General features: G+C 63.4%; 20 protein-coding genes. 19 read left to right on the forward strand and 1 reads right to left on the reverse strand.

Going from position 1 to position 23,685, the window contains the following annotated elements; genetic code table 11:
* Window positions 1-86: 86 nt before the first annotated feature.
* Complete coding sequence (gene secF / locus KH208_RS11670; protein WP_291436471.1) at window positions 87-1,187, forward strand: protein translocase subunit SecF; 1,101 nt, start codon at window positions 87-89, stop codon at window positions 1,185-1,187.
* A gap of 360 nt (window positions 1,188-1,547) precedes the next feature.
* On the opposite strand, the gene KH208_RS11675 is transcribed toward secF, so the two are convergent.
* Window positions 1,548-2,342, reverse strand: coding sequence for an A24 family peptidase (locus KH208_RS11675; RefSeq protein WP_291436473.1), 795 nt, complete (start codon window positions 2,340-2,342; stop codon window positions 1,548-1,550).
* Between the two features lie 570 nt (window positions 2,343-2,912).
* On the opposite strand from KH208_RS11675, the gene KH208_RS11680 reads away from it, so the two are divergent.
* The 18 genes from KH208_RS11680 to clpB all read left to right on the forward strand — a co-directional run bounded on the left by KH208_RS11680 (window position 2,913) and on the right by clpB (window position 23,559).
* Window positions 2,913-5,867 carry an amidohydrolase family protein gene (locus KH208_RS11680; protein ID WP_291436475.1) on the forward strand — a complete coding sequence of 985 codons (2,955 nt, stop codon included), beginning with the start codon at window positions 2,913-2,915 and terminating at the stop codon, window positions 5,865-5,867.
* Window positions 5,868-5,952: 85 nt separating this feature from the next.
* Window positions 5,953-7,203 (forward strand): type II secretion system F family protein, encoded by a 1,251-nt coding sequence (locus KH208_RS11685; protein ID WP_291436477.1) that lies wholly within the window; start codon window positions 5,953-5,955, stop codon window positions 7,201-7,203.
* Window positions 7,200-8,087 carry a type II secretion system protein N gene (locus KH208_RS11690; RefSeq protein ID WP_291436478.1) on the forward strand — a complete coding sequence of 296 codons (888 nt, stop codon included), beginning with the start codon at window positions 7,200-7,202 and terminating at the stop codon, window positions 8,085-8,087. The genes KH208_RS11685 and KH208_RS11690 overlap by 4 nt, the downstream gene beginning before the upstream one ends.
* Before the next feature lie 4 nt (window positions 8,088-8,091).
* Window positions 8,092-10,050 carry a type II secretion system secretin GspD gene (gspD, locus tag KH208_RS11695; RefSeq protein ID WP_291436480.1) on the forward strand — a complete coding sequence of 653 codons (1,959 nt, stop codon included), beginning with the start codon at window positions 8,092-8,094 and terminating at the stop codon, window positions 10,048-10,050.
* Between the two features lie 9 nt (window positions 10,051-10,059).
* A complete protein-coding gene (gene gspE / locus KH208_RS11700) occupies window positions 10,060-11,760 on the forward strand; it encodes a type II secretion system ATPase GspE (RefSeq protein ID WP_291436481.1) in 1,701 nt (566 codons plus the stop codon).
* The gene (locus tag KH208_RS11705) at window positions 11,757-12,704 is read left to right on the forward strand and encodes a hypothetical protein (RefSeq protein ID WP_291436483.1); all 948 of its coding nucleotides are present in this window, start codon (window positions 11,757-11,759) and stop codon (window positions 12,702-12,704) included. Before gspE ends, KH208_RS11705 begins: the two co-directional genes overlap by 4 nt.
* An 11-nt stretch (window positions 12,705-12,715) precedes the next feature.
* Window positions 12,716-14,239 (forward strand): GspL/Epsl periplasmic domain-containing protein, encoded by a 1,524-nt coding sequence (locus KH208_RS11710; protein ID WP_291436485.1) that lies wholly within the window; start codon window positions 12,716-12,718, stop codon window positions 14,237-14,239.
* Window positions 14,236-14,727: a type II secretion system protein GspM gene (gspM, locus tag KH208_RS11715; RefSeq protein WP_291436486.1), complete on the forward strand. Its 492-nt coding sequence runs from the start codon at window positions 14,236-14,238 to the stop codon at window positions 14,725-14,727. The genes KH208_RS11710 and gspM overlap by 4 nt, the downstream gene beginning before the upstream one ends.
* Window positions 14,724-15,107, forward strand: coding sequence for a prepilin-type N-terminal cleavage/methylation domain-containing protein (locus KH208_RS11720; protein ID WP_291436489.1), 384 nt, complete (start codon window positions 14,724-14,726; stop codon window positions 15,105-15,107). The genes gspM and KH208_RS11720 overlap by 4 nt, the downstream gene beginning before the upstream one ends.
* On the forward strand, window positions 15,091-15,795 hold the full coding sequence (locus tag KH208_RS11725; protein ID WP_291436491.1) for a prepilin-type N-terminal cleavage/methylation domain-containing protein: 705 nt from the start codon (window positions 15,091-15,093) through the stop codon (window positions 15,793-15,795). Before KH208_RS11720 ends, KH208_RS11725 begins: the two co-directional genes overlap by 17 nt.
* Window positions 15,779-16,846 carry a general secretion pathway protein GspK gene (locus KH208_RS11730; protein WP_291436493.1) on the forward strand — a complete coding sequence of 356 codons (1,068 nt, stop codon included), beginning with the start codon at window positions 15,779-15,781 and terminating at the stop codon, window positions 16,844-16,846. The genes KH208_RS11725 and KH208_RS11730 overlap by 17 nt, the downstream gene beginning before the upstream one ends.
* 109 nt (window positions 16,847-16,955) lie before the next feature.
* A complete protein-coding gene (gene gspG, locus KH208_RS11735; protein ID WP_291436495.1) occupies window positions 16,956-17,390 on the forward strand; it encodes a type II secretion system major pseudopilin GspG in 435 nt (144 codons plus the stop codon).
* The gene (locus tag KH208_RS11740) at window positions 17,380-17,859 is read left to right on the forward strand and encodes a Tfp pilus assembly protein FimT/FimU (RefSeq protein ID WP_291436497.1); all 480 of its coding nucleotides are present in this window, start codon (window positions 17,380-17,382) and stop codon (window positions 17,857-17,859) included. Before gspG ends, KH208_RS11740 begins: the two co-directional genes overlap by 11 nt.
* Entirely contained in the window at window positions 17,856-18,860 is a 1,005-nt protein-coding gene (locus KH208_RS11745) for a tetratricopeptide repeat protein (protein ID WP_291436500.1), read from the forward strand. The genes KH208_RS11740 and KH208_RS11745 overlap by 4 nt, the downstream gene beginning before the upstream one ends.
* Window positions 18,841-19,329, forward strand: coding sequence for a JDVT-CTERM system glutamic-type intramembrane protease (locus KH208_RS11750; protein ID WP_291436502.1), 489 nt, complete (start codon window positions 18,841-18,843; stop codon window positions 19,327-19,329). Before KH208_RS11745 ends, KH208_RS11750 begins: the two co-directional genes overlap by 20 nt.
* A 203-nt stretch (window positions 19,330-19,532) precedes the next feature.
* Complete coding sequence (locus KH208_RS11755; protein ID WP_291436504.1) at window positions 19,533-20,471, forward strand: J domain-containing protein; 939 nt, start codon at window positions 19,533-19,535, stop codon at window positions 20,469-20,471.
* A gap of 17 nt (window positions 20,472-20,488) precedes the next feature.
* Window positions 20,489-20,803, forward strand: coding sequence for a chaperone modulator CbpM (locus KH208_RS11760; RefSeq protein ID WP_008685517.1), 315 nt, complete (start codon window positions 20,489-20,491; stop codon window positions 20,801-20,803).
* Window positions 20,804-20,955: 152 nt separating this feature from the next.
* Window positions 20,956-23,559: an ATP-dependent chaperone ClpB gene (gene clpB / locus KH208_RS11765; RefSeq protein WP_062251508.1), complete on the forward strand. Its 2,604-nt coding sequence runs from the start codon at window positions 20,956-20,958 to the stop codon at window positions 23,557-23,559.
* Window positions 23,560-23,685: the final 126 nt, after the last annotated feature.

Below are 23,685 nucleotides of genomic sequence, written 5' to 3' on the forward strand. Positions count from 1 at the left end.
AAACGCTACGGGTTTCAAAGGGGCATTCCGGCAAAAACGCGGTTTTTACTGTCGCCTGAAGCGGCACGAGCGTTGGAGAGACCATCATGGGCTTTGCATTCATCAAGCATGACACACATATAGACTTCATCGGCTGGCGGCATTGGGCCTATGGCATCTCCATCGTGCTGCTGCTGGCCGGTCTGGCTTCGGCGCTGTGGGGCAACGGGCTCAAGATGGGCATCGACTTCGCGGGCGGCGTCATCGTCCAGGTGCAGTTCGACAAGCCCGTCAACGACGAAGCCCTGAAAAAGAGCCTGGACATTCCCGCTCTGCCGGGCATCACCACCCAGCGCTTCGGAGAGGGCGGACGGGACTATCTGCTGCGCTTTTCCAGCGCGGAAAACGCCGACGCCTCGGCTTTGCGCACCAATGTGGTCAATGCTCTGGCCTCGGCCTTTCCGGACAACGCGGCCCAGATTCTGCGCCTGGAGGTGGTGGGCCCCAAGGTGGGCGACGACCTGACCAACAAGGCCCTGAGCGCCCTGTATTATGCCGTATTGCTTATCGCCGTGTATATCTCGGGCCGTTTCGAGCAGCGCTGGATGGCCGGGGCCATCATGGCTGCGGCCCTCTGGGGCGGCATGTACGTGCTGAGTTTCACCGGCCTGGGCATGGGCTGGCTGGTGCTGTTCGCCCTGGCCATTACCATGGTGGTCTGCTTCTTCCTCAAGCTCAACTTCGCTCTGGGCGCTGTGGTGGGCCTGCTGCACGACGTCTTTATCACGGCGGGCCTGCTCTCCATTATGGACGTGGAGATTGACCTCAACGTCATGGCGGCCCTGCTGACCCTGGTGGGCTACTCGCTCAACGACACCATCATCGTCTATGACCGTCTGCGCGAAAACCTGCGCGCCGCGCCCAAGGTGGATCTGGCTTCGCTGATCAACAGGAGCATCAACCAGACCCTCTCGCGCACCATCCTGACCAGCGGCACCACCTTTGTGGCGACCCTGTCCCTCTTCCTGCTGGGCGGCGGCGTGATCCACGACTTCGCGCTGACCATGCTGATCGGCGTGTTTATCGGCACGGCCTCGTCCATCTATGTGTCCTCGGCCATTCTGCTGGGTCTGGGCGATACGGATTTTTACGTCCGGGCCCAGGAAAAGGAAAAATACGAGCGGCCGGGAGAGCACGGGGTGGTTTAGGTTTTTCATTCTCGGGTCATAAGCGGGGAGTGTGGAACAAGACGCGTTTTGCGGTACTCAGCAGCATGCTCTGGTCGCGGAATCTAAAATCGTGACGCGTGGAACAGGCTTTTGTGCTTGCAAGCCGGATACGGCAAAAGCCGCTGCGGAAGAAATGCTTCTTCCGCAGCGGCTTTTTTCATTTTTATGTACAACATGACCCGCGCCGGAGCCGGAAGAAGCCCGGCGGCCGATGCTCCCCAAGCCGGTAAAGCCGGGCTTACGAAACAAACAGCCATCGGCGTCCGGAGAAGAGGGGAAACAGCCGCAAGACGTCACGCGGGACGTCGGCTGATCCCCCCGTCGCTGTTCAAGGCGGAGTTAGAAGTCCAAAGAAAGCCGTAACTGGCACTCCGCGCCCCAGAGCAGATAGACGAACGCGCCCAGGGAAAGGAAGGGGCCAAACGGGATAGGGCGGGCGAAGATACTCAGGCCGGAACTGTTTCCACCATTTCCGATGGCGCGGAGATGCAGCAGGACCAAGGCCGTGGCGGCCGTTAGGGAGCTGACCAGACAGATGACCGGCAGGCCCTGCCAGCCGCAGACTCCGCCGAGCAGGAGAAAGAGTTTCACGTCGCCCAGGCCCAGCGCTGTTTTTTTGCGCACATGGTGGAAAAAAAGATACAGTCCCCCGGTCATGGCGAAGCCCAGCAGCGCGCCCGCGAGACTGTCGCGCCAGGTCAGCGCCGTGCTCCAGACCATGAGCGGGCAGAGAATGAGCGCGCCGCCCAGAGTCAGCGCGTCGGGCAGTACCGCGATACGGGCGTCAATGGTCGAGACGGTGATCAACACGCCGCAGAACGCGAGCTGAACCCAAAAGGCCGCCGCCAGGCCAAAGCGCGCGGCCAGCAGCACGGCGCAGAGGCCGGAAATGCTTTCCACCAGCGGATAAAAAAAGGAAATGCGACCGCCGCAGGCGGCGCAACGGCCGCGTAACGCAAGCCAGCTCGCCACGGGCACAAGATCTCTGGCGCGCAACGTCACGCCGCAACGCGGGCAGACGGAACGAGGGCGAAAAAAGGGCAGGCCGTGGATATAGCCATAGGCGCAGGCTGCGTAAAAACTGCCCAGAATCAGCCCCAGCAGCCCGGCTAACGCTATAAATACGGAATTCACACGCCTCCTCCCCATATGCCCGCGGCTTCCAGCCTGCAAAATCCGCCAGCGCGGGCTATATTCATCCATCGGCGCAGTGGATGGCGTCCATACCTGCAAGGTCCGTTTCACGCTCTCGAGGCCGCCCAATGGGGTCTCGCAGCTGCCGGAGCAATTTCATTTTGAAAGTGCTCTAGCTCAGAGCGGGTAAGGGGTCAACCTGCGCGCGGCACTTGCGCAGGCGGGAAATAGGAGCAGGGTGGTTGAAATATTTATGTTAAATAATACAATGTGTTATGGAATTATGAGGAATCTTGTGATAAGTTGCCTTGATTTTTAAAATTTAGTGTTTTATATGCAAAATCAAGTAGAGCGATATAAGCAACTCTTTCTGCGGCGGTGGACAATGAGATATCGCAAGCTCTCTCTCTCTCTCTCTCTCTCTCTCTCTCTCTCTCTCTCTCTCTCTCTCTCTCTGCTCGGTAGTTTAGCGGGTTCTGTTTCCTGTACTCGCGTCGCAAGTGTGTCACTGGGTCTGGAAATAGCGGCTGAGATTTTCTTCACATTGTTTTTTTACCGAGGAGAGGATGTATGAAGCGCATACTGAAAAAACATGCCGCAACGTTTGCGGCCCTGGTTTGTCTTCTGGGCGGCGCGGCCTTCGTGGACTCCGCGCCGGCTCCGGACGTGGATACGGTGTATTACGGGGGTAAAATTTATACCATGACGGACTTGCTGAATGATCAAGAGAAATTCGACTTCAGCAAACTCAAGGGCTTGAGTCCGGACAGCGCCAAAACCACGGAAGTGGTGGCCGTCAAGGGCGGCAAGATTACATTCCTGGGCGATGAAGGCACGGCCAAAGCCGGCGGCTATCTTGACGTCGCCGCCGACAAAAAAGTGGACCTCCAGGGACACGTCATGCTGCCTGGCCTTGTGGACGGGCACGGGCATTTTCCCACTCAGGGCATGTATGATCTGTATGAAGTCAATCTGAACAGCCAGCCGCTGGGCCCCGTCGCCACGCAACAGGATATCCTTGACGCCATCGGGGCCAAATGCCGGAGCGCTTCCGCCGGCGAATGGGTACTGGGCTGGAACTATGACGACAGCCTGATCCAGCCTGCGGGCCATCCCCAGAAGGATGCCATCGACACGGTCTGTCCCGGCAATCCGGTCTGGCTGCGGCATATTTCCGGGCATATGGGCGTTGTTAACTCGAAGGCGCTTGCGCTTGCCAGGACGAACGATCCTACCAACTACGCTCAACTTGTAGGAACCGGCAATGTCAATGAGACAACGGGACTGATGCTGGAAACACAAGCGCAGTCCCTGGTTATGACGGAACCGACATTCCCGGAAAATGCCTCGAACCCTGATCGATATGACGATCAGAAAAGCCTGGCCAGAGCCAGCCAGGTTTACGTTGCAGCGGGCATCACCACCGCTGACGACGGCGGCCATGTGGCCTTCCTGCATCTGCCTTTGTTTCAGGAAGGTCTGGTGCGGAATGCGGTCAAGCCCAGGGTTGTCTTCCATCCCTCGGGCTTCACGCAGGCGGTTCCCACCATGGACATCGACAGTGGCGGCTTCCTGAACCGGGCCACCTTCGGCTGGACCAATAACGGCGGCAGCCTCGGCAATCCCACTCTGGACTTTTACGGCAATGGCTCAAATGCTACGCCGACAGGCTCGGACATTACCCAATTCAAGGCAAAGGTCGTCAGCGGCGGCAGCCTGGTTGACGGCACTCTGCCCGCCGGTCTGGACAGCAATCTTAAGAACCGGATTTTCCTCGGCGCATACAAGCTCTTTTCCGACGGCTCGCCGCAGGGGTATAGCGCGCTGATGAAGCGTCCCGGCTATTATGACTGGGGTGATCACACGGCCGCCGAAAGCTATGACGCGGCCAGCCAGGGCGAGCCCAAGTATCTGGCAAGTCTTTCCGCGGGCAACACCTCGTCGGAAAACATGAAGAAAGTCATCGCTCTGTACCACAAGTACGGCGTGAGCACGGAAACCCACACCAACGGCAACCTCGGCGCCGAGGAATGGATGGCCGCCATGGAAGCTGCGGTTTCCGACCCCGCGAACTCCGGCGTGTCCGACACTCGGCATACCTCCATCCACGCCCAGTTCATGGAATTGCAGCAGGTCCAGCGCATGACCGGCAATTATGCGGCGGCCGAAAAGGCCATTGCCGCTGATACGGCCGAGAAGACGTACACCAATCTGCTGGGCGCGTTTGAGGACCGCGGCTACAAGGCGGCCAACGTCAACGGTCTGGACATGGCCATCCTCAGCGAGCGGATGAAGGCCCAGAATCTGTTCAACTCCTACTACGTCAACCACACCTGGTGGTGGGGCAAGCGTCATTACGAGATCTTCCAGGGTCCGGGCCGCGCCAACAATATGAGCCCGGTGGGCTGGAGCCTGGAGTACAACCAGCCCTACAGCTTTCACAACGACACCTTTGTGCTGCCTATCGACCAACTGCGCAGCGTGCAGTCCGGCGTGACCAGGGCCACCGCCGCCTCGCCGGTGGACGCGGGCGGCCAGGTCATCAGCGGCACGGGCCACGACATCAACGCCACCGTGACCCTGCCCGCGCGCAAGGCCAACGGCGCCACTCTGGCCGGTTCGGAAATGATCTTCCCCAACTACGATCACCGCATCAATTCCCTCCAGGCTCTGCTGGCCGTGACCGCCATGCCCGCCTGGCAGAACAAGCTGGAAGACAAGATCGGCAGCATCCGGGAAGGGTTGCTGGCCGACTTCGTGATTCTGGACCAGGATCCGCTCAAGGTGGACCCCATGCGGATCGCCGCCATCCGCGTCACCTCCACGATTGTGGGCGGAGAGCCCGTATATGGTTTCCTGCCCGGCGCGAAAACTTTCGCGGCCGTGCCCGTGGCCTCCTACTATCAGCCCGACGCCGTGCAGGTACGCAATGTCGCGGCCACGGCCTATGACAATGAGGAGGCCGACAAGATTCATGCCCTGCGGAAGGATGAAACCCGCTACGGCACCTATGACATTGACGCCGACATCACCCCTAACGGCGAGGTGGGCGTTTTCCAGATGGATCTGCTGGGCAACAATGCCCCGGCCAAGGCCTTCCGGCTGTACAGCGTGGCCAATCCCAACGCGCCTTCGGCCTTTGCCTATGCCCATGACATGGCGGACGGCGGCAACTTCTGGATAGCGCCCCTGTCCGATCCGCAGAAGGCCCTCGGGCCTGACGACGTCCTGAGCATGAACAAGGCCTATGTGCTCTTCTACACCATGAAGGACGGCGGCAAGTACGACGAGGCCCGTATCCGGGCCGGAGCGGACGGCAAGATCACCGGTTCGGTGGCTTTGGTGACCAGCGGCTCCCTGCCGACCAACCGCAGCGGCGCGGGTAATTCCGGCGCGGTCGGCGGCGGCGACAGCGGCGGCGGCTGCACCATCGGCGCGACTCCGTCCTACGACCTGCTCATTCTGCTGCTGGCTCTGGCGGGCGTGGCCGTGCTGCGCTCCCTGCGCCGGCGCAATATGCTCTAGGTCCTTCTATAACAGCAACTGTGGGGAACCCCGGCAACGGGGTTCCCATTGTCGGGGTTTTGTGCCCTCTTTTTCCGGGGAGCGTATGGCGAATTTCTGTTACCGGGCCATTGACAGCCGCGGCCGGAATGCCAAGGGCATGATTGAAGCCGGCAGCCAGCGACTGGCCGTCAGCTTGCTGCACGAGCGTGGCCTGGTGCCGCTTTCCGTGTCTCCGGCCGCCTCCTCCGGAGCCGCATCCGTCGTTGCAGCCGTTGGGGCGCGTCCCGGCTTCCGCACCTGCCTGATGCAGCGCCTGCGCCCGGTTTCCAAAGCCGTCGTGGCGGGCATGGCCCGGCAACTGGCGACCCTGCTGCGGGCCGGGCTGCCGCTGGACGAGGCCCTTTCCGCCATTTGCGCGCACGGCGATGATTCAGCCCTTTCCGGCATTGTGGCCCATCTGCGGGACCGCATCCTTTCCGGCGGGGATCTGGCCGATGGTCTGGCGGAGTTTCCGCGCGTCTTTTCCTCCACCTTTGTGACCATGGTCCGCGCCGGAGAGGCCTCCGGCACGCTGGAAATCGTGGTGGAGCGTTTCGCCGAGCACATTGAGCAGCAGGTGGCCCTGCAGCGCAAGGTGCAGGCCACGCTGGCCTATCCGGTGCTCATGCTGGTGGTGGGCACGGGCGTGGTGGTTTTTCTGCTCACGTTCGTGATCCCCAAGGTCACCCGGATTTTCGCGGACATGGGGCGCGAACTGCCCCTGCCCACCCGCATTCTGCTCGGCGTCAGCGATACGCTGCGCGCGGGCTGGTGGGTCTTCCCCCTGCTGATTCTGCTGGCCGCGCTGGCCGTCTGGCGCATACGCCAAAGCCCGGAGGGCAGGCGACGCATCCAGCGGAAAATTTTGCGCTGCCCCGGCATCCGGGGCGTGTACCGGCCGTTGCTGGTGGGACATATGACGCGCACCCTGGGCATGCTGCTCAAAAACGGGGTTTCGCTGCTCAAGGCCCTGCGCATCGTCAGGTCGGCGGCTGACAATCCGCTCATGGCCGAGGCCGTGCAGAACATGATCGACGGCGTCCAGGCCGGACGCGATCTCTCGGGCTATATGGACAATGCCGTGCTTTTTCCGCCCCTGGCCCGCCAGATGGTGGCCGCCGGGGAACGCAGCGGCCAGTTGGACGAAATGCTGTTGTGGGTTGCCGGAGATTGCGAAAACCGCGTGGCCGCGCGCCTGCAAATGCTCACCTCGCTTATGGAGCCGGTGATGATTTTGATTCTGGGCGGCCTGGTGGGCTTTGTGGTCATTGCCATCATCATGCCCATCTTTGAGATGAGCAGTCTGGTGGGATGAGCACGAACGCGCCCCGATCAGCGGCCCTTGCCGCCATGCTGGCCTGCCTCGCGCTCATTGCCTGGTTTCTGGCCCGAGGCACGTTTTACCTGCGGGAGGACGGCCCTGTCCTGCCGCTCTCGCCGCCGCCCCCGGCACAGAACCCTGCCGGGGCCGCGTCCGGGCCGCAAGCCGTCAGCCTTGAGGAGATCCTCCGGCGCAACCTCTTCGGCGCAGCCCTGGAAGCTCCCGATTTTCTGAGTGCGGGCAGGCGGCCGGACGGCACGCTTTCGCCGGAGGAAGAGGCGGAGCTCGCGGGCAGTCTGGAGGACATCCCGGTGAGCAGGCTGGGCTGGAAGCTGCTCGGCACGGTTGTGAACAGTACGGGCCCGGGCAAAAACCGCGCGGTGATCCAGATTGACGGCAGGCAGGAGCCCTATGCTGAAGGCGCGGAGATCAAAGGCTGGAAAGTGGCCTACATTCAGCGCCGGACCGTGGTGCTGGCCAGGGGCGGCAGGAAGGAACGCCTGCAAATCGAGGGCGGCGTGCTTCCCCGGGCCGGAGCCGCTGCCGCCGCGCGGGCCCCGGTTCAGCGCAAAATTCTGGACAGGGCGGCGCTGCGCCGTGAAATGACGGACCCCGGCGCGCTGATGCGCAGCGTCAGCATGGTCCCGCAGGCATTGGGGGCCTACAGGGGCCTGCGCATCGTGGCCCTGGAACAGGACAGCTATCTGAGCGGGCTCGGCCTGCGCCGAGACGATCTTCTGCTCACGGCCAACGGCGAGGCTCTGACCGACCTGCGGGATCTGGCCGGATTCGGGGAATTGCTCAATGAGAAGAATATCAGACTGGAAGTCCTGCGTGACGGCAAAAAAATCATTCTTGACTATGAACTTCAAGGATAAGGCCATGCCCCTCGCCCTGCAAAAAATTTCGCGTCTGCTCCTGCTTCTGCTTGCCCTCGGCTGTACCGTGCCCGTGCCGGGCGTCGCGGCGGCCGCGTCTTCCGGCGGCGTGGCCCTGGATTTCGAGGACGCGGACATCCACAGTCTGATCAAGTACATCAGCGAGGCCACGGGCCACAATTTCATCACCGATCCTTCGGTCAAGGGCAAGGTCACGGTCTATTCACCGGTCAAAGTCACGCCGGAAGAGGCCTTTCAGATTTTTGTGGACATTCTGCGGGTGCAGGGTTTTGCGCTGCAGAAGAGCGGGGCGAGCTGGAAGATCCTGCCCCTGAAGGAGGGCATCAGCCAGGACGGCACGGCCACAATGGGTGGCAGGACCGGCGATGTCCGTGAGACCGTGAATACCCGGATCATCCAGCTCAAGGTGGGCGTGGCCTCGGAACTGGCCAAGGTGCTGCCCGCGCTGCTCGGCAAGGATTTCGCCATTTCCGCCTATACGCCCTCCAACACCATCGCCATTACCGCGCCGTCCAGCAATATCGACCGGGCCCTCCTCTTTCTGGAACAGGTGGAGAACAGCAACACGCGCGGCAGGACCGTGACCATCCCTCTGACCCACGGCGACGCCAAAGGTCTGGCTTCCACGCTGTCCAAGGTGCTCAAGGGGCGCGACGAGGAGGACGCCAAAAAGGGCCGGATCAGCCTGAGTCTGGTGGTGCCCGACGAGCGCACCAACAGCCTGCTGGTCTACGGCGGCGGTGACGCCATCAATATGGCCCGGAGCAGCATCCGCTCGCTGGATATCGCCACGCCCAAGGGCAAGGGCGACGTGCATATGATTCAGCTGGACAACGCCAAGGCCGAGGATCTGGCCCTGGTCATCAACGCCCTGGTGGAGCGCCAGGTGGCCGGGACCGGCGGCGAGGACAAAAAGCCGGACCTTGTGCTCTCCAAGGACATCAAGGTGGTGGCGGACAAGGCCACCAACAGCCTGCTGGTCACGGCCCGCCCCGACGAGTTCGAGGCCCTGAGCAACATCATCAAAAAGCTCGATGTGGTGCGCAAGCAGGTCTTCATCGAGGCCGCCATCATGGAAGTGAGCACCGACGCCTCTTTTTCCTTCGGCATCAACTGGGCTCTGGGCGGCGAACTGAACAAAAAGACCATCGGCCTCGGCGGCGTCAATCTCGGCGGCGGCACCATCGACCTCGGCTCCAACAAACTGGTTTCCCTGCCCTCCGGAGCCAGTCTGGCGGCCATCTTCCGCGACGCCTTCAGCGTGGGCGGCACTTCCTACAATATTCAGTCCATTCTGAACGCGGTCAAAGGCAATGACGACATCAACGTGCTGGCTACCCCGCAGTTGCTGACCCTGGACAATGAGCAGTCCTCGGTGGAAGTGGTGGACAACATCCCCTACGTCAAGGAAACCACCACCCGCAACGACGCGGACTTCACCACCCAGTCCATGGACTACAAGGACGTGGGAGTGAAGCTCAAAATCACGCCGCGCATCAGTGACGAAGGCACGCTGCGTCTGGAAGTGGAGCAGGAGATCAGCCGCGTGACCAATGGCCTGATCACTCTGAACAACGGCAATCAGATTGTGGCTCCCACCACCCGCAAGCGCCTGATCAAATCCACCATTCTGTTGCGGGATACGCAGACGGCGGTTATCGGCGGTTTGCTCGACGACAGCAAAACCTACACGCAAAGCGAAGTGCCGGGCTTGGGCAGCATCCCGCTGCTGGGCTGGCTGTTCAAATCCCGGACAAAGAATTTCACGCGCACCAATCTTTTTGTTTTTATCACGCCCAAGGTCATCAACTCGCCCGGCGAGACGCAGGACGTCACCCACGAGAAGCAGATGGTGCTGCACGAGACCCGCGTGGGCAAGGACGGCCTGGGGCTGCCGATCATGAGCAATCCCAAATTGCTCAAACCCGTCTTTGTCAACTGAGGACCGCTCATGGTTGTTTTTGCTCCCACTTCCGTGGTCTCCGCCGTGCCCGGCCTGTCCAGGCCTCCGCAACGCCCCGGCCGCGCGCCGGAACCGCCGGAAGCCGGGGAGCGCAGCGAGGCGGAATATCTGGAAGACGCGGCCGCGCGTCATCAAATGCGCTTCGTGCCGGATCTGGATCAGGCGCTTGACCGGGAAGGCGGGACGTGGAAGAGCGACGGCGAACTGGTCTGCCGTCTGCCGCTGGCCTGGCTACGCAAGCATGTCGTGGTGCCGGTGCGCGACGCGGAGGGATGCCTGGCATTGGCCGTGGCCCGGCCCGCCGGCTGGCTGCTGGCCCGCGAAATCGGCCTGCTGCTCGGCGAGCGGCCCTGCGTGCCGCTGCTGGCCGCTGAAAACGCCATCCAAAATATTGTCAACCGTATTTTCGGAGAGTCGTCCGGGGAGGAGGGCTCGGTGGCCGAGGTGCTGGGTGTGGACGCGGACGGGGGAGGCGATGCGGTTCTCAGCGAAGACGCCGTGGAAGACCTGCTGGAAGACAGCGGAGAGGCTCCCTTCATCCGGCTGGTGAACATGATCCTGGCCCAGGCCGTGCGCGCCGGGGCCAGCGACATCCACATCGAGCCCTACCGCGACGTTTCCCGCGTGCGTTTCCGCCTGGACGGCGTGCTCTATGAGCGCCACAGCTTGAGCAAGGTCCACCACGCGGCCGTGGTCTCGCGCATCAAGGTCATGGCCAAGCTGAACATCGCGGAGAAACGCCTGCCCCAGGACGGGCGGATCGCCATTTCTCTGGGCGGGAGGCAGGCTGGCCTGCGTGTGTCCACGCTGCCCACTTCTTTCGGCGAACGGGTGGTGCTGCGCCTGCTGGAAAAAAACGAGCGTGTGCTTTCCCTGACCGAACTGGGCCTGGGCCGGGAGGATTTCCGGCTCATGAACGGCCTGGTCGGCGCGAGCCACGGCATTGTGCTGGTCACCGGACCCACGGGCAGCGGCAAAACCACCACGCTTTACGCCGTGCTGCAGGAAATCGCTTCGCCGGACAAAAATATCCTGACCATTGAAGACCCGGTGGAATATGAACTGGACGGCGTGGGCCAGATGCAGGTCAACCCCAAAATCGGGCTCTCGTTTGCCGACGGCCTGCGCTCCGTTGTGCGCCAGGATCCGGACGTGATCCTGATCGGCGAAATCCGCGACGGCGAAACCGCTTCCATTGCCGTGCAGTCGGCCCTGACCGGGCATCTGGTCTTTTCCACCCTGCACACCAACGACGCGCCCGGCGCGGTTACACGGCTGTTCGACATGGGCGTGGAACCTTTTCTGCTCTCCTCGGTCCTGCGCGGGGTCATCGCCCAGCGTCTGGTGCGCGTGCTCTGCCCGCACTGCAAGGAAGCCCGCGCGCCCGGTAAACGTGAACTGGCAAGTCTGGGCCGGGCCGCCGACGTCCTGGAACCGGACCAACCTCTCTATCATGCCGTGGGCTGCCCGCAATGCATGGAAACCGGCTACAGGGGCCGCATGGCCATTTACGAGATCATGCCGGTCAGCGACGGTCTGAAACGGCTGATCGTGGACAAGAGCGACGTCAACGTCCTGGAGGCCCAGGCCATCGGCGAGGGCATGCGCGACTTGCGGCACGACGGCATGCTCAAGGTGGCGGCGGGCCTGACGTCGCTTACGGAAGTGGAGCGAGTGGTCCGGGTATGATTCTCGCACTCTGGGATGATTTACTGCTCCGGGCTCAGGCCCGGCCCCGCCCGGCCTGGCGGCGCGCGGTGGTGTTTCCGCTCTGCGGCTTGGTCTTTTACACCCTTTTTTTCGGCCTGCTCTACGCCGGGGAACAGGTTGACGCGCGCCTGGGAGCCGTGTGCCGGGCGGCTGCGGCTATGGGCATCGGCTTTGAACAGCCCCGGATTTCCTGTTTTCCCCCAGGGGCGAGTCTGGACGCATTGTGGCTGCCGTTGCGCGCCCTGTCCGGCAATATGGGCCGGACGTCCGCGCTGATCCTGCGCGACGTGCGGCTGGAAATACGCTTTTTCCCCGCGCGGCTGGCGGTTCAGGCCCGGCTGGCGGGCGGGGAACTGCATCTGCTGCTGACGCCTTCAGCCTTTTTCCGGCCCGAAACCTGTGCGGTGCGGGCCGAAGTAAAAGGGATTGATCTTGTGGAGTTGGGCGCTGTACTGGGCGGCGACGGCTCTCTGCTGCGGCTCATGGGCGGCAGCCTGAGCGCCTCGTGCGACGCCCGCGTGCCGTTGCGCGACGGCAGGCCGGTATTCGGCCGCAGCGAGGGCGGACTGTTCCTGACCCTGCGCGGGGGCATACTGGAGCATTCCCTGCCCATGCTGCGCGCCTCCCGCCTGGAGGGTCTGGGCGGCCGGATGGAACTGATCTGGAAAAAGAACTCGCTGGAGCTGCGCCAATGCTCCCTGGACAATGCCGTCCTGCAACTCCAGGCCGAAGGCCGGGCAGCGCTGGCCCCGGCTGCGGGGGACAGCAGTCTGGATGTGCGGGCCGTGCTGCGTCTGGCGCCGGAACAACTGCGGGAGGAGCTGACCCCAGCCAGAACCTTCCAGTCCTTTACAAGCAAAGGGGAAGCCCGCGTGCGGATCAGCGGCACAGCCCGGCGACCTTCCATCGAGCTGCAATCCTGACGGGTGGAGCCATGCCGCGAAAACAAAGCCTGATTTTTCTACAGACAACGGACGCGCTGGTGGGCGCGCTTTGTGGCCCGGACCTGAAAAGTCGGGAACCTCTATGCCTGCGGCGAGCTCCCTGTCCGGACAGCCGCCCGGACAGCCTGCGCGCGGCTCTGGATGGCGTGCTGGAGGCTCTGGCCCCGGCAAGACCCGGTGTGACGGGAGTAGAACAGCTTTCTTTTCCCGCCGGGGTGCGTCTTTGCCTGGCGGCCGACATGGCCCTGTTCCGGGACTGGAGCTTTCCCTTCCGCTCCGGCGTCAAGGCCCGGCAGGCCCTCACTCTTCTGCTGGAAACGGAATTCCCCTGTGAGGCGGCGGCGCTTGGGCACCGCATTTGTCTGACGGGCGGCGCGATTGGCGGCAAGGGAATCCAGGCCGTGAGCGTTTCCCTGCCTGCGGGCCTGACGGAAGCCTGGCAGGCGGCTCTGGCGGAACGGGGCCTGTATCCGCGCCTGATCACCGTGGACCCCTTCCCGCTGCTGCTCGGCCTGCCCCGGTTGAGCGGCGCGAGTCTTTTTCTGCATCTCGGGCCCGAGTGCAGCGTGCTGGCGGCCCTGGACAACAACGTGATCCGGCGGGTCCGGGTGCTCGAAAGCCCGCAGTCGCCGCGGGGCGGGGATTACGCCGATCCGGCGGCGCTGGCCCGCGCAGCCGTTCTGGCGCTTGACGGCCTGCCCCTGACGCCGGAGCGCCTGTTGATCTGCGACGAGGCCTGCCGGGGCCAGGGAATCGCCGCCCTGGGGGAGGCCTTTGAGTTGCCCGCGCGGGTGTTGGGGCGGGATACGCTCCTCTACGGGCTGCCGGCCCGTCAGGGAGAGAATGAGGCGGAATGCCTGCACGCTCTCTGCCTGGCTAAAATGCCGCTGCTTGATCCCCGGCGGCGTCGCTTGTACCCCGCCTTCCAGCCGGCACGCGCTTTTTCCGGCGGCGTGGGCCTTAGCCCGGCCCGGCGCTGGAAGCTGATCCCGGCCGCGGCTTGCCTGCTCTGCCTGACGCTGGCCTTTCTGTTCAGCGTCTGGGCCGAGGGTCATGCCCGGCACCGGCAGGCGCGGGAACTGGAGGCCCAAACCCAGGCCCTGTACCGCAAGGCCGTACCCGACGCGCGCGGTCCGGTCAGTCCCACGCAGATGCGGAGCATTCTGCAAGGACGCCTCGCAGCCCTGCGCGGCGGGCAGCGCGTTCAGAGCGATTTTCCCGTACTGCGGCTTCTGCGCGCCATGCATGCGGCGGCTCCGGCCAAGCTCGCCGTGCGCGTGGACGGATTGAGCCTGGATGCGAAACATTGCCGGATCAGCGGCGGCGCAGTGGACTACGAAGCCGTCAACAGCCTGCGCGACGCCTTTGCCGGTATTTCCGGCGTGGCCGAGGTCAATATCGTCAGCGCCGCCAGCCGGACCGGAAAAAACGCCGTCAGCACGGAGAGGGACCGGAGCGGAGGAGGGACCGTGCATTTCGAACTGGATATGCTCCGGGAGGAGGCGCGGCCATGACCATCTCCCGTCCCCTGCTGGCGGGGCTCATCGCGGCACTGACGGGGCTGGCGCTGTTCTGGGGCGTGCTGCCGCTGTTTTCCTGGCGCGCCGAGGGCAATGCCCGCCTGGCGCGCGCCCGGGCCGGGCAGGCCGACATCCGCGTTCTGGCCGAGGAATACGGGCGGCTGGCCCAAAGCGCTCCCGCCGAGCGGCAACAGCAGCAGACTCTGTTCAGTCTGGTCAACAGCGAGGCCGGACGCCTGCAACTGGCCCGGCGCATTGAAGCGGCTCGTCCTGCCGCACTCCGGGGAAAAAACGGGCGGGGCGGCTCCGTCGAGTCCCTGGAACTGCGCATGACCGGCCTCTACCTCAGACAGTGCCTGGAGTGGTTGCAGGCTCTGGAATCCGTGCCCGGCCTGCGCATCGAGAGCCTGAACCTGCGGCGCACGGGGCAGAACCAGCTGGATCTGGATTGTGACCTTTCCCGTCCGGGAGGCGCGCCGTGAGCCCTTGTTTCCGATTTTCACGCCAGTCGCGTCAGGACGGCTTCACCCTGCTGGAAGTGCTGGTGGCTTTGACCGTGCTGAGCCTGGTGGCCCTGCTGGTCATCCGCGTCAGCGGGGACAGCCTGAGCCAGCTTGCGGAAACCGGCTGGGCGGATCAGGCCGTGTGCCTGGGACGGGCCAAGCTGGTGGCGCTGTTGCGGGAGGACCGCAAAAATCTTGAGCAGCGGGGCACTCTGGCTCCGGAGATGCCGGAGGTGGAATGGCATTCCAAGCTCTACTCTCTGCGCGGCTTGAACGGCAAACGGTTGGAATTCACGCTGACTGAGGCGCAGGGTACGCTCAAACGGGAGGTCGTGCTTGAATATGTCCTGCCGGAATAGGCGTGCGGAATCGGGTTTCACCCTGCTGGAACTGCTGATCGCCATGGCCCTGGCTGCCGTGATCGGCATGGTGCTCTTCAGCACCTACAGCATGGTCATGAACAACGGGCAGTCCGTGCGCGCGCTGGTACTTGAACGGGAGGGGGAGCGGATTTACCGGGGCGTGCTGGACAACGACATGGCCGGCCTCTGCCGGGGCGAGGAGGGGGAGAACGGGCTGCCCGGGCTTTCGCGCCGATCCATTGTGCCGTCCGCCGAATTTTACCGCCAAACCGGCATTGAACCGCCCGAGCCCTCGAAGGATGAGCTGGTACTGTCTTTCGCCGGAGGCGTGCGCCTGGCCCGTGAATCCACAGCCGGGCCCGGCGGACTGGCCGGTCCGGTCTGCGTGGAATACGTGCTGCGCGCCGGTTGGCGGGGCAAGGCTCTGATCCGGCGGGAGCGGGGCTACTGCGGCGTGGAAGGGGACTTCCCCTGGACGGAATTCGTGCTGCTGCGCGGACTGCAATCCGTGGACACGGCCTTGTACATTTCCGGAAAAGGCTGGATCCCGGGCTGGGACGCGCGGGTTGAAGCCGGGGATTTTCCCAGGGCGGTGCGCTTTACTCTTTTGCGCGAGGGTGAAACCGAGCCGGAGGTTTTTCTGGCCCCGGTCTTTGCCGGGAGGTCGGATGAAGGAAAAAAGTAAGAGGGCGGGAGCGCGCTCCGCTGAAGGCGAAAGGGGCGCGGTGCTGATTCTGGTGCTTTTTGTGCTGGCGGGCTTGGCCGTGCTGACGGTGGAATTCAGCCGGGATACCTTGCTGGACCACGCGCTTTCCACCACCAGCCGTTCCATCCTGGCTTCCAAACTGCTGCTGGAGAGCGGCGGGCAACTGGCGGCCACGGTGCTGATCCGGAACAATCAGGAAGCCCTGCCGGACCATCCCCGCAAGGAATGGGGGCGCTTTGCCCGGCTGCTGCAAAAACTTTCGGCGGAACTGCGCGGCAGCGATCTGAGCGGTTTCATTGAGGACGAGAACAGTTTTTTTCCGGTCAACGCCCTGTTTTACGAGCGCCCCTCGGAAAAGGCCAGGGCGGAGCGGTATGCCGCGCTGTTCATCCGTTTGCTGGCGACGGTAATGGTTCTGCACGGCTTTGAGGGCGACCTGGAGGCCGCCCGGCAACGTGCCGGGGACTTTATGGCCTCGCTCAGGCAGTGGGGCGGGGCCGCGCCGCTGGATGAGGAATCCCGGCGCTGGTATCTGGCGCAAAAGCCGGTCTGTCTGCCGCCGGGCAGGCCGCCGCGCAGCCTGGACGAATTCCTGCTCATGCGCTGGCCGGGTCTGGACCAGGAGGACGCGGCCGGGCGAGCCTGGATCAGGCAGGTGCTGCTGGGCGGAGCGGGCCTGCCCGGCCTGCTGGAACATCTGACGCTCTGGAGCCGCGGGCCCATGAACATCAACACGCTGCGTCCTGCGGTGCTGGCGGCCCTGGTGGAGGATCCCAACCAGATCAAGGCCTTTGTCAATGCCATCGCGCGTTACAGGGACGATTCCGGCAACAGGCTGGACGAAGGCTGGTATGACGGCATTTTTTCCGCCCACAGCGTGCCCAGGCTGCCGCCGGACATGCTGGACATCCGCAGCCGCTGGTTCCGGCTGCACCTGACGGCAAGCCAGGGGGCCAGAAAAAACAGGCTGGCGGCCGTGGGCTGGGTCACCAACACCTATATGAGCTGGCAGTACAGGGTGGTTGAATAGCCGGGCCCCGGACGGCGGGCGCGGCAAGGCGATTTTTTCGGGAGGATATGGACATATGAATATGGCAAGAGGTTGCGGAACAGGAGAGGCGAAAGAGGCGCGCCGCCCCATGCGGTCGGACAGCGGCTTCACCCTGCTGGAATTGATGATTGTTATTGTGATTCTGGGTATTTTGGGGGCCATTGTGGCTCCGCGCCTGATGGACGAGCCGGACAAGGCCCGCGTGGTGCAGGCCAGGCTGCAGATTGAAAATCTGGCCACGGCCGTGAAGAAATTTTATCTGGACAACGGCTTTTACCCCCCCACCGAGCAGGGCCTGGAGGCTCTGGTCAGCCGTCCGTCCGCCGGCAGGGTTCCCAAAAATTATCCGCCTAACGGCTATATTTCAAAAATTCCCAAGGATCCTTGGAACAACGACTATGTCTATACCGCGCCGGGCCGCAAAACGCCCTTTGAAATCATGAGCCTCGGGGCCGACGGCACGGAAGGCGGCGAAGGGTATGCCGCCGACGTCTGGAACGAGGACGTGCCGCTTGACCGCTGAAGCGGAGCGCGCGCGGGGCTTCACCCTGCTTGAGCTGCTGATCGTGCTGCTGATTGCCGGCATTTTGCTCGGCATCGGCATCGGCGCGGTTTCCACGGAGAAAAACGCCCTGAGCGGTGCCGCGCAACTGCTGGTCACCGCCGCGCTCACGGCGCGCAGCCGGGCCATGTTGTGCAACGCCCCGGTGAGGCTACGGCTTTCGCCGGGAGCGGTGGCTGTGAGCGGCGGCCCGGAGAGTCTTTGGGAAAAGGCGTTCCCGCGCGGGGTGGAAGCCGTGTCCGTCAACGGGAGCCTGCTGGCTGGCGGAGCGCGCTCCGTTGTTTTCCAGTCGCTGGGTCTGGTGCGGGAACAAGTGGTGGTACTGCGCTCGGACGCCGCCGAGCTTTCGGTCTATATCCCGGCCACGGGCGGCCCCCGTGTGCTGGAGGGCCGGTATACCCTGGAGCAGATTCGTAAGGAGTATTTATGAATGTTGCAAAAGGCCGTCCGGTTGCGCACCGTTGGAGCCGGGCCGCGTCGGCGGCCCGGCTTGGCATGGTTTTGCTGCTGCTGGCGGCTCTGGGCTGCGCTGCGAATCCCCGGCGGCCCGCGTCCACGTCCGTGCCGCCGCAGAGCGTGGACGCGGCGGTCAACGCCTACACGCGGGGCAACTGTCGCGAAAGCATCCGCCTGTTCAGCGCGGCCCTGCGGGGGCAGGAATATCCCGTACTGCTCAACGGCCTGGGTATGGCCCAACTGCAATGCAGGCAGCCGCAGAATGCCGTGGACAGCCTGCAGCGGGCGGTTTCGCTTTCACCGGATTCAGCGGCCCTGCATACCAACTTGGCCACGGCCCTTTTCGCTCTGGGCGAGTATCGCAAAGCCGAGCGCGAGTTCGACGCGGCTCTGCGCCTGGATTCCGTCAATCCCGAGGCTCTGGTGGGCAAGGCGGGCATTCTGCTGCGCAAAAAACAGCCGGAGAAGGCCCTGAAGCTGCTTTCACAGGTCAGCGGAAACGAGGCCGCTGCCCCGGAGACGCTCTATGACCGCGCGCTGGCTCTGTATCAGATGGGCCTTGCGGCGGACGCGGAAAGCATTTTGCAGCGTTACGCCGACGCCTATCCCCATGACGCGGAAGCCCAAAACGCGCTGGGGGTCGTCGCATTGGGCCTCAAAAAGCCTGATCAGGCCAAGGCGCATCTGGATCGGGCCATCGCCCTGATGCCGGAGCAGGGCATTTACTATTACAACCGGGGCGCGGCGCTGAAAGCGAAAAAGAATTTTCCGGCGGCGGTGGAAGATTACAGCCGGGCCATCGCTTTTATGCCGGAACTGGCCGAAGCCTATGTGGATCGCGGCGATCTGCGCCTTTTGCTCAGAGAGGCAGAAGCGGGCTGCAAGGATTTGAAAAAAGCCTGCGATCTGGGCCAGTGCGAGCGCTTCAGAAAATTTCAGGAGGCCGGGCGCTGCCGTGCGGAATTCTGGCAATAGCCCCTTTGCGGGACAGGGGTCCGGGCTGCCCGGTCATACCCCGCCCGGCCCCTTGCGCGATCTCGTCCGTGCCTGCGCTTTGGGGCGGCTGCGGCAAGCTCTGCGCGACCGCCGGACCTGGGCGGCTTTCGCTCTGGGCGTCGCGGGCTTATTCTTCAGCTCCGGCCCTATGCCGCCGCTCTGGCGGCTGGGCGGCGCGGCTCTTATCGAAGAGTTGACATGGCGGGCGCTTTTACAGGGAGAAGCCGAGGCCCGTTGGCCGTGCAGACTTGACTCGAGCGGTCTGACCTATGTCAATATCCTGATTTCATGCCTTTTCGCGGGGGCACACAGCCTTACGCAGCCCGCGCTGATGGCTGCGCTGACCTTCTTTCCTTCCCTCATGCTGGGCATGCTCTGGACGCTCCATGGCTCGCTCTGGCTTTGCGCGGCGCTGCACTTCTGGTATAATCTCGTCTACTTTCTGTAGCCGGCCCCGGCGGGTTGGCGAGGGCGTTTCCGCCCGCCGTCTCACGTTGCGCTTTCTTGAATTTGAAGCATTGACGATGGCGCGGGCGGTCTTATGTTTTTCTATTGGAGTGGGACGCGCGGGAGCGCGCAACGTCCCGCCGGTGCGATACCGTCGTCGCCGGCACGGCTCCAGAGCCAGACCCGTACGGGGGAGAGCAAAATATGGCAGTATCCTATAAAGATTATTACAAACTTCTGGGTGTGGAACGCGGGACCAAGACCGAGGAAATTTCCAAGGCCTACAAAAAGCTGGCCCGCAAATACCATCCGGATCTCAATCCGGGCGATAAACAGGCTGAGGAAAAGTTCAAGGAAATCAACGAAGCCTATGAAGTCCTCAAGGATCCGGAAAAGCGCAAACTATATGACCAGCTCGGGCCCAACTGGCAGCACGGCCAGCAGTTCCAGGGCGAACCGGGCTATGAAAACGTGCATTTCACGTTCAACGGCAAGAGTTTTGACGGTTCCGGATTTTCGGACTTTTTTGAAACCCTGTTCGGCGGCGCGGCCGCGGGCGGCGGGCGCGGGGCGAATTTCGGCCCCGATCCCTTCGGCGGTTTTTCTTCCCGGCCCCGGCGCGGCCGCGACGTGGAGGCCGAACTGCCCCTGAGCCTGGAAGAAGCCTCAAGCGGTGGCCGCCGCACCGTGACCCTGCAAATGCCGCAGGGGCCCAAGACCCTGGAGGTCAACGTGCCCGCCGGCATCCGTGAAGGAGCCAAGCTGCGTTTGGCCGGCCAGGGCGACCCCGCGCCGGGCGGCACGCCGGGCGACTTGTTCCTGCGGGTGCGCTATCTGCCGCATCCCCAGTTCAAGGTGGAAGGCGAAAATCTGCATTGCGACGTGGCCCTGGCCCCGTGGGAAGCCGTGCTGGGCGCCAAGGTGGCTGTGCCCACCCTGGAAGGCCAGGTGGAGCTGAACATCCCGGCCGGTTCCAGTTCGGGCCGCAAGTTCCGTTTGCGCGGCAAAGGCCTGGGCAGCGGCGTCAACCGCGGCGACCTGCTGGCCCGCGTGATGATCAAGGTGCCCGCCCAATTGAGCGCGGAAGAGCGCGAACTCTGGCAGAAGCTGGCGGACGTGTCGTCTTTCAAGGCCCGCGCCTGATCCGGTGGAGGTGAATTATGAGTATGACCAAAAAATCGCCCTCCCTGCCCGCGCCGTCCACGGTCATGGCCTGGGAGGAATTTGTGGAAATCACCGGCGTCGCGCCGGACCGTCTTCAGGAGCTGCTTGCGCTGGGCTGGATCGAAACCCGGACCAGCGCGACCCGGATCCGGATGTTCCGGGATGCCGACATTTATCGGGTCCGCAAGCTGGAGCGCATCTGCTGCGATTTTGAGCTGCCCGTGGTGGGCGGCACCATTATCGTGGACCTGCTGGAGCGCATCGACGTCCTGGAACGGACGGTGCGCGGTTTGCGAGGTTTTGAAGATTAACGCCTTTGTATTTTTGTTGCGACGGCGGGCTGCGGCCGCGTCGCGCAATATCTATTGAGATTTGTCCGGCCGAGGGTCGGCTATGCAACCGGCCCGGCCGGATGGAAATATACGCCGAGGGCGCGACAGCCCTGGCACTGTGTGGAGGAATTATGGATATCAACAAGTTTACGGAAAAAGCCCGGGAGGCCATCGGCGAGGCACAGACCATCGCGGCGGGCATGGGCCATCAGGAGACGGACGCCGAACATCTGGCGCTGGCCCTGGTGCAGCAGGAAAAGGGCATTGTCCCCCGTATTCTGGAACATATGGGCATCCAGCCCAAGGCTCTGGCCGTGGCCCTGGAAACCTCGCTGCGCAAGCGGCCCTCGGTTTCCGGCGGCGGCATGGACCCCACCAAGATCATGATCACCCCGCGTCTGGCCAAGATTCTGGGCGAAGCCCAGAACGAGGCCCGGCGGATGAAGGACGAATACGTCAGCGTGGACCATCTTTTTGCCGCGCTGACCGAAGTGGAGCCTTCCTCGCCCCTGGGCCAGGTGTTCAAGGAATACAACATCACCCGCGCGGGCTTCGTCAAGGCCATGGAAGAGCTGCGCGGCGGCGCGCGCGTGACCAGCGCCAACCCTGAGGACACTTTCGAGGCCTTGAGCAAATATGCGCGCGACCTGGTGGACGCGGCGCGCCAGGGCAAGATGGACCCGGTCATCGGCCGCGACGCGGAAATCCGCCGGGTGATCCGCATTCTTTCGCGGCGCACCAAGAACAATCCTGTGCTCATCGGCGAAGCGGGCGTGGGCAAAACCGCCATCGTGGAAGGCTTGGCCTTCCGCATCGTCAAGGGCGACGTGCCCGAGGGCCTCAAGGGCCGCAAACTCTTCGCCCTGGACATGGGCGCGCTTATCGCCGGGGCCAAATACCGGGGCGAGTTCGAGGAACGGCTCAAGGCCGTGCTCAACGAAGTGGAGAAAAGCGAAGGCCAGATCATCCTCTTCATCGACGAACTGCATACTATTGTGGGCGCGGGCAAGACCGAGGGCTCCATGGACGCGGGCAATCTGCTCAAGCCCATGCTGGCGCGCGGCGAACTGCACTGCATCGGCGCCACCACGGTGGACGAGTACCGCAAGTATATTGAAAAGGACCCCGCCCTGGAGCGGCGCTTCCAGCCCGTAATGGTGGAAGAGCCCACGGTGGAGGACGCCATCTCCATTCTGCGCGGCCTGAAGGAGCGCTTTGAGGTGCACCACGGCGTGCGCATCAGCGACTCGGCCATTGTGGAGGCCGTGGTGCTGTCGCATCGCTACATCACGGACCGCCAGCTGCCGGACAAGGCCATTGACCTCATCGATGAGGCGGCGGCCATGATCCGCACGGAAATCGACTCCCTGCCCGCCGACCTGGACGAGGTCAACCGTAAGGTCATGCAGCTGGAAATCGAGCGCGAAGCCCTGCGCCGCGAGACGGACGAGGCCTCGCGCGAACGCCTGGAGCGCCTGGAAAACGAATTGTCCGAGCTGCGCAACCAGCAGGCCGCCATGCGCAAACAGTGGGAGAGCGAAAAGGGTTCCATCGACAACGTGCGCGAGATCAAGGAGCAGATCGAGCAGACCAAGCTGGCCATCGAACAGGCCGAGCGGGCCTATGATCTGAACCGGGCCGCGGAACTCAAGTATTCCAAGCTGCTGGAGCTGGAGAAAAAATTGGCCGACGCCTCGGGCGACACTCAGGAAGGCGACGCCCCGCGCCTGCTGCGCGAGGAAGTGCGCCCCGACGACGTGGCCGAAATCGTGGCCAAGTGGACCGGCATTCCGGTAACCCGGCTGCTGGAATCCGAACGCGAAAAGCTGCTGCGCCTGTCCGAGCAACTGCACGAGCGGGTGGTGGGGCAGGACGAGGCGGTCAACGCCGTGTCCGACGCCGTGCTGCGCGCCCGCGCCGGTCTGTCCGACCCCTCGCGTCCCACGGGTTCCTTCATCTTCCTGGGCCCCACGGGCGTGGGCAAGACCGAGCTTTCCAAGGCCCTGGCCGAAGCGCTCTTTGACACGGAAGACAACATGGTCCGTCTGGACATGAGCGAGTACATGGAAAAGCATTCGGTGTCGCGGCTCATCGGCGCGCCTCCGGGATACGTGGGCTATGACGAGGGCGGCCAGCTTACCGAGGCCGTGCGCCGCAAGCCCTATTCCGTGATTCTTTTCGACGAGATCGAAAAAGCCCACCCGGACGTCTTCAACACCCTGCTGCAACTGCTGGACGACGGGCGGCTCACGGACAGCCAGGGCCGCACCGTGGACTTCCGCAACTGCATCGTGATCATGACCTCAAACATCGGCTCCATGCATCTGCTGGACGGCATCGCGCCGGACGGCACTCTCAAGGAAGGAGCGCGGGAGCAGGTCATGGAGGAATTGCGCGGCCACTTCCGGCCGGAATTCCTCAACCGCGTGGACGAAACCGTGGTCTTCCTGCCGCTCAGGCGGGATCAGATCGGCCGCATTGTGGAACTCCAGCTCAAGCGCCTGCGCGAGCGGCTTGAGGAACGCAAGATCAAGCTGAGCATGAGTGAAGAAGCCCGCGACTTTGTGGCCGAAGCGGCCTACGATCCGGTCTACGGCGCGCGTCCGCTCAAGCGCTATCTGCAGCAGGCCGTGGAAACGCCTCTGGCCCGCGAACTGGTCAGCGGCAAGATCCGCGACGGCCAGCATGTGCATGTGGAAGTGAAAGACGGCAAGCTGGTCTTCAAAACGGAATAGAGCAGTTCACGCACAAAAGGCGTTAACTGCTTTAGGGTCTGTTAACACTATAGAATTTTTGTTCGCCTGCAAGGAAGATAAACCTGCTTTGAGGGAGTGTACTCTTCTGGTACTCGACCGAAAAAG

The sequence above is a fragment of the Desulfovibrio sp. genome (assembly GCF_018379785.1).
Taxonomy (GTDB): Bacteria; Desulfobacterota; Desulfovibrionia; order Desulfovibrionales; family Desulfovibrionaceae; genus Desulfovibrio.

What these genes read in the sequence shown, in the direction of transcription:
- secF (WP_291436471.1), top strand. Translation starts at nt 87, where the DNA reads ATGGGCTTTGCATTCATCAAGCATGACACACATATAGACTTCATCGGC.
- KH208_RS11680 (WP_291436475.1), top strand. Translation starts at nt 2,913, where the DNA reads ATGAAGCGCATACTGAAAAAACATGCCGCAACGTTTGCGGCCCTGGTT.
- KH208_RS11685 (WP_291436477.1), top strand. Translation starts at nt 5,953, where the DNA reads ATGGCGAATTTCTGTTACCGGGCCATTGACAGCCGCGGCCGGAATGCC.
- KH208_RS11690 (WP_291436478.1), top strand. Translation starts at nt 7,200, where the DNA reads ATGAGCACGAACGCGCCCCGATCAGCGGCCCTTGCCGCCATGCTGGCC.
- gspD (WP_291436480.1), top strand. Translation starts at nt 8,092, where the DNA reads ATGCCCCTCGCCCTGCAAAAAATTTCGCGTCTGCTCCTGCTTCTGCTT.
- gspE (WP_291436481.1), top strand. Translation starts at nt 10,060, where the DNA reads ATGGTTGTTTTTGCTCCCACTTCCGTGGTCTCCGCCGTGCCCGGCCTG.
- KH208_RS11705 (WP_291436483.1), top strand. Translation starts at nt 11,757, where the DNA reads ATGATTCTCGCACTCTGGGATGATTTACTGCTCCGGGCTCAGGCCCGG.
- KH208_RS11710 (WP_291436485.1), top strand. Translation starts at nt 12,716, where the DNA reads ATGCCGCGAAAACAAAGCCTGATTTTTCTACAGACAACGGACGCGCTG.
- gspM (WP_291436486.1), top strand. Translation starts at nt 14,236, where the DNA reads ATGACCATCTCCCGTCCCCTGCTGGCGGGGCTCATCGCGGCACTGACG.
- KH208_RS11725 (WP_291436491.1), top strand. Translation starts at nt 15,091, where the DNA reads ATGTCCTGCCGGAATAGGCGTGCGGAATCGGGTTTCACCCTGCTGGAA.
- KH208_RS11730 (WP_291436493.1), top strand. Translation starts at nt 15,779, where the DNA reads ATGAAGGAAAAAAGTAAGAGGGCGGGAGCGCGCTCCGCTGAAGGCGAA.
- gspG (WP_291436495.1), top strand. Translation starts at nt 16,956, where the DNA reads ATGCGGTCGGACAGCGGCTTCACCCTGCTGGAATTGATGATTGTTATT.
- KH208_RS11745 (WP_291436500.1), top strand. Translation starts at nt 17,856, where the DNA reads ATGAATGTTGCAAAAGGCCGTCCGGTTGCGCACCGTTGGAGCCGGGCC.
- KH208_RS11755 (WP_291436504.1), top strand. Translation starts at nt 19,533, where the DNA reads ATGGCAGTATCCTATAAAGATTATTACAAACTTCTGGGTGTGGAACGC.
- KH208_RS11760 (WP_008685517.1), top strand. Translation starts at nt 20,489, where the DNA reads ATGAGTATGACCAAAAAATCGCCCTCCCTGCCCGCGCCGTCCACGGTC.
- clpB (WP_062251508.1), top strand. Translation starts at nt 20,956, where the DNA reads ATGGATATCAACAAGTTTACGGAAAAAGCCCGGGAGGCCATCGGCGAG.